The sequence below is a fragment of the Polynucleobacter nymphae genome, assembly GCF_018882155.1.
GTDB classification, from domain to species: Bacteria; Pseudomonadota; Gammaproteobacteria; order Burkholderiales; family Burkholderiaceae; genus Polynucleobacter; species Polynucleobacter nymphae.
The window spans coordinates 656203-671210 of record NZ_JACVPA010000001.1; the positions used below are offsets into that span (position 1 = coordinate 656203).

The 15008-nt window shown below is 46.0% G+C and carries 11 protein-coding genes; 4 read left to right on the plus strand and 7 right to left on the minus strand.

Annotation, left to right across the window (positions count from 1 at the left end; all coding sequences use genetic code 11):
* Positions 1-51 precede the first annotated feature (51 nt).
* A complete protein-coding gene (gene gcl, locus ICN29_RS03410) occupies positions 52-1842 on the minus strand; it encodes a glyoxylate carboligase (RefSeq protein ID WP_216129732.1) in 1791 nt (596 codons plus the stop codon).
* 133 nt (positions 1843-1975) lie between these two features.
* Here gcl and ICN29_RS03415 point away from each other — a divergent pair, with 133 nt between their 5' ends.
* The gene (locus tag ICN29_RS03415) at positions 1976-2899 is read left to right on the plus strand and encodes a LysR family transcriptional regulator (RefSeq protein ID WP_216129734.1); all 924 of its coding nucleotides are present in this window, start codon (positions 1976-1978) and stop codon (positions 2897-2899) included.
* A 44-nt stretch (positions 2900-2943) separates the two neighbouring features.
* On the opposite strand, the gene ICN29_RS03420 is transcribed toward ICN29_RS03415, so the two are convergent.
* The 5 genes from ICN29_RS03420 to smc are packed head-to-tail and all read right to left on the minus strand — an operon-like array spanning position 2944 to position 10506.
* Entirely contained in the window at positions 2944-3126 is a 183-nt protein-coding gene (locus tag ICN29_RS03420) for a 4-oxalocrotonate tautomerase (RefSeq protein ID WP_088524572.1), read from the minus strand.
* 12 nt (positions 3127-3138) lie between these two features.
* Positions 3139-3876, minus strand: a complete 738-nt coding sequence (locus ICN29_RS03425) for a class II aldolase/adducin family protein (RefSeq protein WP_216129736.1) — start codon at positions 3874-3876, stop codon at positions 3139-3141.
* A gap of 42 nt (positions 3877-3918) precedes the next feature.
* Positions 3919-5934: an NAD-dependent DNA ligase LigA gene (ligA, locus tag ICN29_RS03430; RefSeq protein WP_216129738.1), complete on the minus strand. Its 2016-nt coding sequence runs from the start codon at positions 5932-5934 to the stop codon at positions 3919-3921.
* Between the two features lie 9 nt (positions 5935-5943).
* Positions 5944-6984 carry a cell division protein ZipA C-terminal FtsZ-binding domain-containing protein gene (locus ICN29_RS03435; protein WP_369411624.1) on the minus strand — a complete coding sequence of 347 codons (1041 nt, stop codon included), beginning with the start codon at positions 6982-6984 and terminating at the stop codon, positions 5944-5946.
* Entirely contained in the window at positions 6985-10506 is a 3522-nt protein-coding gene (gene smc / locus ICN29_RS03440) for a chromosome segregation protein SMC (protein ID WP_216129740.1), read from the minus strand.
* 175 nt (positions 10507-10681) lie between these two features.
* On the opposite strand from smc, the gene dapD reads away from it, so the two are divergent.
* Genes dapD through prmB form a run of 3 tightly spaced genes read left to right on the plus strand, consistent with a single transcriptional unit; the run spans position 10682 to position 13605 of the window.
* A complete protein-coding gene (gene dapD, locus ICN29_RS03445; RefSeq protein WP_216129742.1) occupies positions 10682-11509 on the plus strand; it encodes a 2,3,4,5-tetrahydropyridine-2,6-dicarboxylate N-succinyltransferase in 828 nt (275 codons plus the stop codon).
* Between the two features lie 6 nt (positions 11510-11515).
* A complete protein-coding gene (gene dapE, locus ICN29_RS03450; RefSeq protein WP_216129744.1) occupies positions 11516-12667 on the plus strand; it encodes a succinyl-diaminopimelate desuccinylase in 1152 nt (383 codons plus the stop codon).
* A 38-nt stretch (positions 12668-12705) separates the two neighbouring features.
* Positions 12706-13605, plus strand: a complete 900-nt coding sequence (gene prmB / locus ICN29_RS03455) for a 50S ribosomal protein L3 N(5)-glutamine methyltransferase (RefSeq protein WP_216129746.1) — start codon at positions 12706-12708, stop codon at positions 13603-13605.
* 10 nt (positions 13606-13615) lie between these two features.
* On the opposite strand, the gene radA is transcribed toward prmB, so the two are convergent.
* Complete coding sequence (radA, locus tag ICN29_RS03460) at positions 13616-14980, minus strand: DNA repair protein RadA (RefSeq protein WP_216129748.1); 1365 nt, start codon at positions 14978-14980, stop codon at positions 13616-13618.
* Positions 14981-15008: the final 28 nt, after the last annotated feature.

Genomic DNA, 15008 nt, shown 5'->3' on the forward strand with positions numbered 1-15008 from the left:
AGAGCCCAGGTTTTAAGCTGGGCTCTAGTAATGCAAACTACTTCAGAATGCTTAGTCTAAGAGGCCTGCCATTTGTAAGCCCTCACGACCAGCTGGGTGGCGACAATCAACTTCCTCAAACTCATTGATATTGTCAATCTCCATACCCATCGCAATGTTAGTTACCTTCTCCATGATCACCTCTACTACTACTGGCACCATGAAGTGTTTAGCCATCTTTTGTGCTTCAACTAAAGCAGCATTAATCTTTGCGGGATCGCTTACGCGGATTAATTTGCAACCTAAACCTTCAACTACTTTACCGTGATCAACGCCATAACCTTTAAGGGTTGTGTCGTCCACGTTAATGTTGTCAAAGGCCAACTGTACGCAATAGTCCATCTCAAAACCGCGTTGTGCCTGACGAATTAAGCCGAGATAGCTATTATTCACCAACACCATCACTAAAGGTAATTTGAATTGCGCACCTACAGCCAGCTCTTCAATTAAGAACTGGAAGTCATAATCGCCTGATAAACCGACGACGGTACGAGTAGGATCAGCAGCCAATACACCTAGCGCAGCCGGAATAGTCCAGCCTAATGGGCCAGCTTGTCCGCAGTTAATCCACTGACGATCGCCATACACATGCAAGAACTGTCCGCCTGCAATTTGCGATAAACCAATGGTGGTGACATAAATAGTGTCGCGACCAAATGCAGTGTTCATTTCTTGATAAACGCGTTGTGGCTTGACTGGAATGTTATCAAAATCAGTCTTACGCAACATAAGCTTCTTACGCTCTTGGCAACGACTTACCCAATCACCGTAATTATTCAACTTGCCTTTTGCTTTCCACTCTTTAGCAACTTGAACAAATAACTCTAGAGCTGCTTTGGCATCAGAAACAATTCCATAATCAGGCGTAAATACGCGACCAATTTGGGTTGGCTCAACATCAACGTGAATAAACTTACGACCTTTGGTGTACACATCAATTGAACCAGTATGACGATTCGCCCAACGGTTACCAATACCTAATACAAAGTCACTCGCTAACATCGTTGCATTACCGTAGCGATGTGCAGTTTGCAAACCAACCATGCCAGCCATTAAAGGATGATCATCTGGGATTGATCCCCAACCCATTAAGGTTGGGATTACTGGAATGCCCATCAGCTCAGCAAACTCTACTAATAATTTAGAAGCATCTGCATTAATAATTCCGCCGCCAGCCACAATCAATGGCTTCTCAGCAGTCATTAACATTTCCATCGCTTTTTCGATTTGCTTGCGACTTGCTGTAGGTTTATAAACCGCCAATGGCTCATAAGTATCGATATCAAATTCAATCTCAGCCATCTGAACATCGATTGGCAAATCAATCAGCACTGGCCCTGGGCGTCCAGAGCGCATGATATGAAATGCTTGCTGAAATACTCGTGGCACTAAACCTGGCTCGCGAACGGTAACAGCCCACTTGGTAACTGGCTTAGCAATACTCTCGATATCAACAGCCTGGAAATCTTCTTTGTACAAACGTGCGCGTGGCGCTTGACCTGTAATACAAAGAATCGGAATGGAATCAGCACTTGCTGAGTAAAGACCGGTGATCATGTCGGTTCCAGCAGGGCCAGAGGTGCCAATACATACTCCGATGTTGCCAGCCTTAGCACGTGTATAACCTTCGGCCATATGCGATGCACCTTCTACGTGGCGAGCCAAAATATGGGTAATGGATTGACGCTCACGCAGTTGCGCGTAGAGTGGATTAATTGCAGCGCCAGGTACTCCGAAGGCAGTCGTAATGCCCTCTTTTTCCATCACCAAAACTGCTGCCATTGCTGCCTTCATTTTTGCCATGATTCGTCTCCCAATGTTGTTGTAGCGCAATGATGGTGAAATTTGCCCTTTTTGGGAAGATCAGCAAATCTATATCTAGTATTCCACCATGGAATAGTGTAAAAATAGGGCATTAAAACCCCTAAAAAGTACTATGGATCGCGTTCAAGGTATTTTTCTATTCGTTCGGATTGTTGAAACGGGCTCATTTAGCAAGGCTGCTGAGGACTTAGGCATTACCCAACCTACCGCCACTAAGTTTGTAGCTAGCCTAGAAAAGCGTTTAGGCACCCTATTACTGCATCGCAGTACACGTGGGGTCACAGCTACTGAGATTGGGAAGCTCTACTACGAAAAATGTAAGGTCATTTCTCAGGAAATTAATGAGGCTGATGATCTGGCTTCATTAATGCAATCTAAGGTTCGTGGCAAATTAACGATTAGCTCTTCGGTTGCTTTTGGGCGCCGCGTGCTAACGCCCTCGATCTTAGAATTCATGTCACATCATCCAGAGTTAGAGGTAGATTTGAGTATGGATGATCGCTACATCAACTTAATTGAGCAAGGAGTTGATTTAGCAATTCGGATGAGAAATCTGCCGGACTCCTCATTAGGCTCCCGATTTATTGGCATGAATCCGTGGATATTGGTTGCTAATCCTAATTATCTTCAAGATCATCCGGCGCCCAAGGCGCCAGAAGATATCAAAAAGCATCGCGCCCTCATCTACACAACAGCGCAAAGTGATCATCGCTGGAGCTTTACGAACCCGCAAAATCAAACTGAAGTCGTTGAGGTTAAGGGTCCATTTATATCCAATAACCTTTCTTCCATTCTCTCAGCAGCTAGAGCAGGAATGGGCTTAGCTGCACTGCCCTGCTATGTAGCCTACCAATCTATTCAAGATCAAGTGTTACAGCCAGTAATGGAAGATTGGTTACTACCAAGCCAGGAAATGCATGCAGTATTTTCGTCGCCCAAACATGTGCCGACTAAAGTGAGTCAATGTATTGATTGGCTACAAGGTCAATTTAAGGGAGAGTGGTGGAAGGGCCTTCCTCCAGAGCACATTGAATAAAAAAATCCCCAATAGACGGGGATCAATGCTGAATGAAGTTAGCTCTAATCACTCCAAAGCTTACCTGCAGTAGCCCAATCTGATTTTTTAATGTCTTGATAGATCACATCTACGGACTCGGCAGAACAACCCATAATTTTGACAGCAGCCTCAGTGATCGCTTTCGCATACTCACGCTTTACATCCTCTGTACGACCCTCAAATAATTGAACTTGAATGACTGGCACTTTTACCTCCGACTAATAGTTAATGAATATACGTTGATATGCAGGCCATTCTAACTGGCCCTCCTGATCACCATCACTACATAATTGCCTATAGGTTAACTGACATACCTCAGGAGTAGGAGTAATCAATTGCTCAGCAGATCCAGCTAGTAACTGAATTTTGCAGGCCTTATCCAGAACATCCATTAAATAAAATGCTTGTTGAATAGACGACCCACAAACAATGCTGCCATGATTATGTAATAGCATGGCCTTCTTATTCCCTAAATTCTCAATCAAGGAAGTCTGCTCTTGCGATGAAAGCGCTAAGCCTTGGTATGGGTGATAACCCATATCTTGGTAGAAACGCAAAGCATGCTGAGAAATCGGTAATAGCCCTTGTTTCTGGGCTGATACAGCAATCACAGAATCCGCATGCAAATGGAATACGCAATGGGCATCTAACCTTGCTGCATGTACCGCCCCATGAATCGCAAAACCCGTTTGATTAACTGGGCCATCACCAGACAATATCTGACCTGCAATATTGACCTTCACTAAATTTTGTGGGGTGACCTCATTAAAGTGCAACCCAAACTGATTGAGTAAATAAGCGCCATCTTCACCTGGTATAGCTGCTGATATGTGGGTATAGATTCCATCATCCCAATTTTTGAGATGCGCTAATTGATAGGCTGTTGCTAAATCAATACGAACCTGCTTTTCTAGATCAGAAACATTGCCCAAGGCAGCCCACTCTTTCGAGTTCATATGGAATTTTGAATGTAATGTATTCATTTGAAAATAAGAGTCTTATCTCAATAAATTGAGCATTGCAGCTTCATCAATCACTGTTACACCCAATTCTTCGGCTTTGGTGAGCTTACTACCTGCATCAGCGCCTGCCACGACGTAGTCTGTTTTTGTAGAAACTGACCCAGCTACCTTAGCACCGGCTTTTTCAAGCAAATCCTTTGCCTCATCTCTTGTCATAGTTGGAAATGTTCCCGTCAGAACAAAAGTCTTACCTGCTACTGCCGCACTGATGATTTTTTCTTCTACGGCAAGCTGCATTCCTGAAGCTAGAAGTTGTTCAATGACCTCACGGTTATGGGCTTCTTGCATAAAACTCGTGATGGAATCTGCCACTACTGGCCCAACATCTTTGACTGTGAGTAGGTCTTCTATGCTGGCATCCATTAGGGCATGCATCGATTGATAGTGATTAGCCAAATCTTTCGCTGTAGTCTCGCCCACATGACGAATACCTAAAGCGAAGATGAATCTGGCCAATGTGGTATCTCTGGACTGGTTAATTGCCTGAATCAAATTATCTGCAGACTTATCACCCATGCGCTCAAGATTGGCTAGAGCAGTAAACCCTAATTTGTATAGGTCTGCAGGAGTTCTCACTAGATTGTGATCCACTAATTGATCCACAATCTTATCGCCCAAGCCCTCAATGTCTAGAGCTCTTCTATGGGCAAAGTGAATTAATGCCTGTTTGCGCTGCGCCCCACAAAATAATCCGCCGCTGCAGCGAGCGATGGCTTCATCTGCCAAACGCTCAATATGCGAATCACATACTGGACACCTTGTTGGCATTACAAATTCTATTGTGTTGGCAGGTCTGCGATCTTTAATGACCGAAACTACTTCTGGAATGACATCACCTGCTCTGCGTACTGAAACAGTATCACCAATGCGCACATCCTTGCGCTTTACTTCGTCTTCGTTATGAAGCGTGGCATTGGTAACTGTTACTCCACCCACTTCAACTGGGGCAAGTCTGGCCACTGGAGTAATTGCACCTGTGCGCCCCACCTGGACATCAATTCCTAAGACAGTGGTTAGCGCTTCTTGTGCCGGGTACTTATGTGCCAAGGCAAATCTCGGGGCTCTGGATACAAAACCGAGCTTAGCTTGCTCTGCAAATGCATTGACTTTATAGACCACGCCATCAATGTCGTATGGGAGAGAGTCTCGTTTTTCACCAATCTCATTGTAGAAATTGAGGATCTCTTGCACAGAGTTCAGCACTCTGCGCTCTGTGCAAACTGGTAAGCCTAGCTCTACGTAGGCGTTTAGTAATTCTTCATGGGTTTTTGGTAGCCAAGATTGAGGCTCCAATGCACCCAAGCCATACGCAAAGAAAGAGAGCGGTCTTTTTGCGGTGATCTTAGAATCTAATTGACGCAAGCTACCAGCAGCTGCATTCCTTGGATTGGCAAACTCTTTCTCACCCAGCTCTGCTGCCTGTTGATTCATCTTCTCGAAGTCTTTGAGATACATAAAGACTTCACCGCGAACTTCTAAGACTTGAGGGATATTCTTGCCAGTAAGTTTGAGGGGAATAGCACGAATTGTTTTGATATTGGCCGTGACATCTTCGCCGCTGGCGCCATCACCCCGTGTAGCAGCAGTGATTAGGGAGCCATTTTCATAACGTAGTGAGATAGCTAAGCCATCAAATTTGAGCTCGCCAGCATAAGCTACATGATCTAGGTGCAAGCCTTCACGACAACGACGATCAAAGGCAACAAGTTCAGCTTCTTCAAAGGCGTTATTTAAAGAGAGCATCGGCACTTCATGAGTTACAGAATCAAACTCTTTGAGAGCAACGCCACCGATCCTTTGCGACAGCGATTCTGAAGTAACCCATTCTGGATGCGCAAGCTCAATATCTAAGAGCTCCCGATAGAGGCGGTCATACTCAATATCGGGCAGAAGTGGGTTATCAAGGACGTAATAGGCATGCTCTAAGCGTGCAAGCTCTCCCTGCAAGAATGCATACCGCTCCGCTAAATTTGTCGGACTATTAGACGACAAGACGATTTCCTAGCTAAAGAGTCTGCTAGCCGTAGAAGATCCAGCGGGAACGCCAGACTTCTCTAGATTGGCATAAAGAACGTCGAGATGCTGACGAATACTCACTACTGCAGCTTCACTCAAATTAATACCATTGTCATCAACTAAACGGCCATGGGCAGCTTGAGCAATCTCAACACCTTCACCAAGCATTCTTTCAAAGGCACGTTCTTCTTGAGCAACTAGTGGAACCTCAAGCAATAAGGTCAATTGCGATACCGATGAATTAGGATCTAAATCAGCGCTATTAAAGACGAACATACCATTGCTGTAGAACTCATATTGCCTGCCGTTACGAGCCAATTTGAAACCACGTTGACGCATGAGGGCATCAAAATTACCCCATGGGTATGGCGCATCAAATAAAACATTAATGCTGAGTTGAATATCGCTATCAGCAGCCATCACATCTAACTCTTTGGCACTTTCCAACATCGTATTCACACTAGGCATGTCAATTTGAGAACCTAAAGTCTCCGCTAGTGCTTGTGCTCGTGAGCAAAAATCAGACAACTCTAAAACTCCAATAGCACCACGGCGACTCGCTAATTGAATGGCTAACTGCAATTCTGAATAGGAAGCCCCAGGTTTAAGATCTTCCCAATCCTCTGCAGCATCTTGGTCAGCGGTTAGGCCTTCACAAACCCACCTGGCGGTAGCTTGTACTTGTGAATCAGCCCAATCATGAATCTCTTCCAAGATCTCTGATCCGGCAATAGCTTGGTCAAAACGAAGTGTGATGACGCAATCAATACGGGGATCAATACTAAATTTCTCTGGAGAAGAGCTTGCTACTGACATAGATCCAAAACTCGGCTCAGTACGCCCCATCTCTGGATCAGCAAAACTAGGCTCGTGAGCAAATTGAGTTTGCTCTCTTGCTTGGCGACGTGCCCGCGCGTATTTAAAATTAAGGATAGCTACCAATATCAGAATCACTAGCCCAATGGCAGCTAATGCGAATTGCAAATCAGACAAACCCAACATCGTCATGATTTGTTCCACGTACACTTAGGCGGCCTCCACCATCGATACAGCAGATGAGATATCTACCGCCACAATTCTGGATACGCCCTGCTCTTGCATGGTGACACCAATGAGTTGATGGGCAATTTCCATGGTGATCTTGTTGTGTGAGATGAAAATAAATTGTGTCTTTTCTGACATTTTGGCAACCATCTTTGCATAGCGCAAGGTATTCGCATCATCCAATGGAGCATCCACCTCATCCAGTAAGCAGAATGGGGCTGGATTGAGAAGGAAGAGCGAGAAAACCAAAGCAATTGCAGTCAAGGCTTTTTCACCACCGGAGAGAAGATGAATAGAGCTATTTTTCTTACCAGGAGGCTGCGCCATGACTTGAACACCAGAATCCAAAATTTCTTCGCCAGTCATCACTAGTTCAGCATGTCCACCACCAAAGAGCTCTGGAAACTGTTTCCCAAAATGGATATTGACTTGATCAAAAGTATCTTGCAATAGGTCACGGGTTTCGGCATCAATCTTTGCGATCGCATCAGTCAAAGTCTGCATTGCTTCATTCAAGTCGGCAGATTGAGCATCCAAGAACTGCTTGCGCTCCCGTGAGCTGGATAACTCATCAAGAGCCGCCATATTAACCGGACCCAAGGATTGAATTTCAGTATTCAAGCGATTGACTTCAGTTTGTAGTGCGCCCACCTTCAAGTCTGGGCTGAAATTCGCCTCCAAGGCAATGAGGTCAGCCTCAGCATCTGTCAATAAGGTTGCAAATTGTTCGTAGTTCAAGCGTGCAGCTTGTTCGCGTAACTGCAAATCAACTACTTTGTCGCGCATTGGCTGTAATCCACGTTCTATTTGCATACGGGCTTCATCAGCCTCGCGAAGTTGATGCAATAAAGCATCTTGTTCGGTGCGAGCATTCGCAAGAGAGGCCTCACGTGCACTGCGTGCTAGCAATAAATCTTGCAATTTATCTTGCGCTTCTTCATCACTTAAAGCTGCCAGCTCTTGCGTAGCCAAGTCATACTTATCCTGGATCTCCATGATCTGGGTACGTGCTGTACTTTGATCACGTTGCAAATCAGCAATGCGTTGCTGCAATGAACGAGTTGCAAATGCTGCTTCTTGTGCGGCCATCTCAGCAACACGAAGTGATTCACGTAAGCGATCGCGCTCTTGAGTAGCCAACTCTAATTTTTCCTGGGCCGCCTGGAGAGACTCTTGAAGTCCCTGCTTTGATCTCTCGGATTCTGCTAACTCTGCAGTTGATTGGGCTTGATTTGTGCTTAATTGCTCCATCTGCTGATGCAACTCTGACAACTCACTCTGAATTTGTGCGGCACGCTGGCTATATTGCTCTTCGGCTTGGGTGAGCTGCATTCTTTCTACTTCAAAGCCATGCGCTTCTTGCACAGCATGCTCAGCATTGATGCGCGCCTGCTCTGCTGCTTGGTGTGCAGCTTGATAATTTGCTGCGCACTGATCCAACTCACTCTGCAACTCACTTTGCATCAGTTTTTGTGCACGTAATTGCTTCTCAAGACTCTCCATCTCTTGGGCACGCGCCAACATACCAGCTTGCTCTGAGTCTGCAGCATAGAGCTGCACACTCACGCGGCTCACTAAGTGACCTTGTTGAGTGACAAAAGCTCCGCCAGCAGGTAATTTCTCACGACGATGCAAAGCATCTTCGAGACTGCTAGCAATATAAATATTGTCTAACCATTCTTGTAATACAGAAGTCAGCCTTGCTGCGCCAGCACTTTGAATACGCGTCAGCAATGGTGTGAAATCGGTAGGCACATTGGTATGTGCAGGAGTAATTTCTTCAGTCAGCAAAATTGCCAAACGACTTGGAGGGGCATCATTAGCCAAGGCTAATGTTTCTTGAACGCTCTTTGCTGTGACTGCAGCTAAACGTTCACGCAATACAGATTCCAAAGCAGCTTCCCAACCACTTTCAACCTTAAGCTCTTGCCAGAGACGTTTACTTTCTTTGAGACCCTTGCTCTCTAGCCATGGTCCAATCTTGCCTTGTGCCTGAACACTGGCCTGTAAGGCGGTCAGCGCTGTTAGCTTTGCTTCAGTTTGTGCGAGATCCTGATTTGCAGTCTGAATCTTTTGTTGTGCGGCATTCCGCGCCTCATCTGCAGCTGGTACGCGTTGTTGGGTATCTGCTGCGCGTTGCCTAGCCTCATCAACCTTACGCTGCGCCATCACTTGACGATCAATCGAGGTTTGCAAAGCCTGCGCATCAGGCCTGCGCATGCCATCCAATTCGCTGGTAAGGCGAGTCTCGCGCCCTTTTAGCTCATCCGATTGAGCAGACATCGCACGCATACGCTCACCCAAACTGGCTAAGCGCTGTTCGATCGAGGCCAAGCTCTCGCGCGCATGATTCAGGTCTCGCGCAGATGCTTGATAAGCTTCTTCACGCGCCGGCATTTGCTCTTGTAAGCCATTTAAATCTGCCAGCAGAGTGTGTTCTTTTTCTGTAGCTAGAGATAGTTCATGCTCGGTAGTACGTTGCGCTTGTGCAGCATCAGTCTCTTGTACAGTCCAACGTTGTAACTGCGCTTGTAAATCGAGTGTTTGCTGCTGTAAGCGTTGACGTGCTTCTTGTACATAATGAATCTGAGACTCAACCTGACTAATATCAGAGTTGGTTTGATACAAATCGCCTTGAGCCTGAGAAACCTTATCTTGTAATGCATACTGTTGGGTACGCATGGTTTCTAATTCAGCCTCTGCATGACGTAGCTTGGCGGTTTGCTCTTCCAAGCCGACTTGAGTATCGCGAATACCATTGGCATGGCGTTCTTGCTCTTTACCAGCCTCGGTCTGACGCACAAACCAGAGCAACTGCTGCTGTGATTTCATTTGTGTTGAAAGCTCTGCATGACGCTCTGCAACCGTAGCTTGTTTTTCTAAACGAGTCAGTTGTTGATCGAGCTCACGCAAGATATCTTCAACCCGAGTTAGATTTTCTACAGTGTCTTCTAAACGTGACGCAGTTTCTTTGCGACGCTCTTTATATTTAGAAACACCAGCAGCCTCTTCTAAGAAGATGCGTAATTCTTCTGGCTTTGCTTCTAAGATGCGATTGATCGTTCCTTGTCCAATAATGGCGTAACCTCTTGGACCCATACCAGTGCCCAAGAAAATATCTTGAATATCTTTACGACGCACTACTTGATTGTTGACGTAGTAACTAGAGTTACCGTCACGCGTTAGAACACGTTTGATGCCTAATTCTGTAAAAGCACTCCACTGACCTTGAGCACGTCCCTCAGAATTATCAAAAATGAGTTCCACGCTGGCACGACCAGATGGCTTACGCAAACCAGAACCATTAAAAATGACGTCCTGCATGGATTCGCCACGCAGTTCGCTAGCACGCGATTCGCCCAAAACCCAGCGGACAGCGTCGATAATGTTCGACTTTCCGCAACCGTTAGGTCCCACGACGCCAATTAATTGACCGGGCATTTCAAAATGGGTTGGGTCAACGAAAGACTTAAAGCCGGAAAGTTTGATGGATTTCAGTTGCACGGCGTACTTTGTAGGGAAAAAAGGGGTTTAAATAAGGGGGTAATTAATTAAAGCTAAAGTGGGAAGATGATAGCAAGCTTAAGACTCCTTAGACGCGTTTTCTGCCCATCGATATAATGATAAATCTACCTCCAGGGACAAAACCCCTTAACAATCTGATAGTTAACTAAAAAGCATGAGCCAATCACCACAAAACATCATTGAACAAGCCTGGGAAAACCGCGCAAACCTCTCCCCAGATACCGCTCCAGGGGATGTCCGTAATGCGGTAAATGCGGTCTTAGAAGGCCTCAATGCTGGCACTATTCGCGTTGCTGAACGCCGTAGCGTTGGCAAATGGGATGTCAACCAGTGGGTGAAGAAGGCTGTTTTGCTCTCTTTCCGCTTAGAGGACAACGTTCCTATGGGTGCTGGTGGGTACACCCAGTTTTACGACAAAGTACCGAGTAAATTTCAGAACTACACCGCAGCTGACTTTGCTGCAGGTGGCTTTCGCGTAGTTCCCCCTGCAATTGCCCGTCGCGGCTCATTTATTGGCAAAAATGCAGTTTTAATGCCTTCCTACGTCAATATTGGCGCCTATGTCGGTGAAGGCACTATGGTCGACACCTGGGCAACCGTAGGTTCTTGCGCTCAAATTGGTAAGAACGTTCACCTTTCTGGTGGCGTAGGTATCGGCGGCGTTTTGGAACCGATCCAAGCTGGGCCAGTGATCGTTGAAGATAACTGCTTTATCGGTGCCCGCTCCGAAGTGGTTGAAGGCGTAGTCATCGAAGAGAATTCAGTTCTCTCCATGGGAGTCTATTTAGGTCAAAGCACCAAGATTTATGACCGTGAAACTGGTGAAATACATTATGGCCGCGTTCCAGCAGGCTCAGTAGTAGTTCCGGGATCTCTTCCTTCTGCTTGCGGAAAATATAGTTTGTATGCTGCCATCATCGTCAAGAAGGTGGATGCTCAAACTAGAGCAAAGACCGCCATTAACGAATTACTCCGCGATTAAATTTTGATGAGCGCCACCCTTGGGCTGACTGAGGCTCTGATTGCCTGCCACTCCGTTACTCCGGCCGATGGTGGTTGCCAAGAGTTAATCGCTAAACGCTTGCAAGCAATTGGCTTTCATACTGAGAGTGTCGTTAGTGGCCCCGATCACTTTCAGGTGACCAATCTATGGGCAATGAAAAAAGGTAAGTCTGGTGACCAAGGCAAAGTATTGATGTTTGCTGGACATACAGATGTAGTGCCAACCGGACCATTAGAAAAGTGGGATAGCAATCCTTTTACTCCTACTATTCGCAATGGCATGCTCTATGGTCGTGGTGCGGCGGATATGAAAACCTCTCTTGCGGGCTTTGTTGTTGCCACTGAAGAATTTGTTACTGCTCATCCTAATCACCAAGGCTCGATTGCCTTTCTGATCACGAGTGATGAAGAAGGCCCAGCGAATGATGGCACTGTCATTATGTGTGAGCGTTTGCAAAAACAAGGGCAGCGCCTGGACTATTGCGTCATTGGCGAACCTACTTCAGTAGAGCAACTAGGCGACATGATTAAAAACGGTCGTCGCGGCTCTTTATCAGGCAAGTTGAATATCAAAGGCATTCAGGCACATATCGCCTATCCCCACCTAGGCAAGAATCCGATTCACCTTTCAGCACCTGCAATCTCTGCTTTAGTAGAAACAGAGTGGGATAAAGGTAATCAATACTTTCAGCCTACCAGCTTTCAGATATCGAATATTCATTCTGGAACCGGAGCGAACAATATTATTCCTGGTGAATTAACAATTTATTTCAACTTCCGCTTCTCCACTGAGAGTAAGCCTGAGCAATTGCGAGAGCGCCTTGAAAAGATTCTCAAAGACGCTGGCATTGATTTTGAAATTGATTGGCACTTGGGTGGCAGTCCCTTTATTACTGGGGATGGTGAGCTCGCTAGCGCGTTACGTAAAGCGATCAAAGCAGAAACTCAATTAGAAACTGAACTATCTACTACCGGCGGTACTAGCGATGGTCGCTTTATTGCCAAGATTTGTAAAGAAGTTGTAGAGTTTGGCCCCCTCAACGCCACTAGTCACAAAATCAATGAGTGTGTCATTGTTGATGATGTAGAGCCACTCAAAAATATTTATCGCAAAACACTTGAGCAACTCATTGCTTAGTCGCCAATACATTCTTTTCTAACTTAATCCAATCCATCATGGATCCTGAGCCTTCAAAATCCTTAACAGTCAATCAGTGCATAGATCACATTGCACAAAAACTGGGGGCGGCAAACTTGCATTATGGACATGGTGCAATTGATGAGCAAAGCGAAGCTTTATGGCTTGTCAGCAAACAAATCAATTTAAGTCCTAGTGAAGCGCTTGATCATTTAGATGACCCTATCACAGATGAGCAACAGAAAAAAGCGTTAGCTGTTGCCGATGAAAGAATCCTTACGCGCAAACCACTCGCCTATATCTTGGGTGAAGCATGGTTGATGGGCGTCCCTTTTTTCTGTAGCGAGCAAAGTATTATTCCGCGCTCATGGATTGCTGAACTCATTGTGAATGGCTCATTAGAGTCATGGTTACCTGCAGATGGAAAAGCACTTGATTTATGTACCGGCAATGGTTCGCTAGCGATTCTCTTGGCGCTCTCCTGCCCCGATATTCATGTGAGTGCATGCGATATCAGCATGCCAGCCTTATCTGTAGCCGCCCGTAATGTAGATCGCCACGGCCTGAACTCCCAGGTAGAGTTATTGGAGGGAGACTTATGGAATGCATTGCCTGAGCCTAATGAAGATAACTTATTCGACCTGATCATTTGTAACCCACCATATGTCAATACGCATTCAATGAATGCGCTCCCCACTGAGTATCATGCTGAGCCAGTCTTGGCGTTAGCGGGTGGAGATGATGGTATGGACTTAATCAGACGCATCATTGCTTTGGCGCCAGATTACTTATCTGAGCGAGGCGCTATTCTGATTGAGATTGGCAATGAGTATGAAAACTTCAAAAAAGCCTTTCCACAAATTCCGGCAATCTGGATGGAAGTCTCTGCTGGAGAAGAGCAAGTCTTATTAATTCAGGCGGAAGATCTACACCAATAAAACGTGAGGTTTAACTCAGCTCAGCTGCAGCAGCAATTGCCTGATCAATACGCTCAACTGGAATTACTTTCAATCCTGGAATTTTTGTCTTTGGCATATTAGCCTTTGGAATAATGGCCAGCGTAAAGCCTAACTTTGCCGCTTCTTTTAAACGCTCCTGGCCACGTGGGCATGGACGTATCTCACCCGCCAAACCAACCTCACCAAACACGATCAGCTCTTTTGGTAACGCACGATTGCGAATCGATGATTGAATTGCCAGCAACACCGCCAAGTCAGCGGCTGGCTCAGAGATTTTGACGCCGCCTACAGCGTTTAAGAAAACATCTTGATCAAAGCAAGCAATGCCTGCATGACGATGCAAGACTGCTAAGAGCATTGCTAAACGAGCTTGCTCTAGGCCAACTGCCAAACGCCGTGGGTTAGGAACGTGTGCAGTATCTACCAGTGCCTGAATTTCTACCAAGAGAGGTCGGCTACCCTCTTGCGTAACGAGTACGCAAGCACCTGGAACCATTTGCTCATGCTGCGATAAGAAAATGGCTGAAGGATTAGTGACACCACGCAGACCTTTTTCGGTCATTGCAAATACACCCAATTCATTCACAGGACCAAAACGATTCTTAATCGAACGCACTAGGCGAAAGGAGGAATGGGTATCTCCCTCAAAGTACAAAACGGTATCCACAATGTGTTCTAAGACTCTTGGTCCGGCGAGGTGCCCATCTTTAGTGACATGGCCCACCATCAATACACAGATACCGCTCGATTTAGCAGCTCTGGTTAATTGCGCAGCACACTCACGCACTTGCGCTACAGATCCAGGAGCAGAGCTGAGCACTTCGGAGTACAAGGTTTGAATAGAATCCACTACCAATACTTGTGGCTTAACGGTGTCCATAATCGAAATCAGTTTCTCCAACTGAATTTCTGCTAAGACCTCTAACTGTGGCGCATTGAGTGCAATCCGTTTTGCTCTTAATGCAATTTGGGCTGCTGATTCCTCGCCGCTACTGTAGAGGACATTCATGCCAGCAGCACTCATCTCCGCCAAAGCTTGCAATAGCAATGTCGACTTACCAATTCCAGGATCACCACCCAAAAGAACCACACCACCAGGAACTAAGCCTCCGCCCAAGACGCGATCAAACTCTTCAACGCCAGTAGTAAATCTGGGTAGATCCTCTGCAGTAATTGCAGAAAGTTTTTGTCTTGGTAAAGATTGCGCTAAGCCCTGAAAGCGAGAATTTGCTGTTATCTCAGGCAAACCCTCTTCCATCGTGTTCCATTCCTGACAGGACGGACACTGCCCCTGCCACTTTGCAGAGGTGCCACCACAGGAATGGCAGATATAAACTGTTTTGACTTTAGCCAAGAGTTACCTAATCATGAAATTAAAAATA

Coding starts and splice junctions, on each gene's coding strand:
- dapD (WP_216129742.1), top strand. CDS start 10,682: ATGAGCCAATCACCACAAAACATCATTGAACAAGCCTGGGAAAACCGC.
- ICN29_RS03415 (WP_216129734.1), top strand. CDS start 1,976: ATGGATCGCGTTCAAGGTATTTTTCTATTCGTTCGGATTGTTGAAACG.
- gcl (WP_216129732.1), bottom strand. CDS start 1,842: ATGGCAAAAATGAAGGCAGCAATGGCAGCAGTTTTGGTGATGGAAAAA.
- prmB (WP_216129746.1), top strand. CDS start 12,706: ATGGATCCTGAGCCTTCAAAATCCTTAACAGTCAATCAGTGCATAGAT.
- ICN29_RS03425 (WP_216129736.1), bottom strand. CDS start 3,876: ATGAACTCGAAAGAGTGGGCTGCCTTGGGCAATGTTTCTGATCTAGAA.
- dapE (WP_216129744.1), top strand. CDS start 11,516: ATGAGCGCCACCCTTGGGCTGACTGAGGCTCTGATTGCCTGCCACTCC.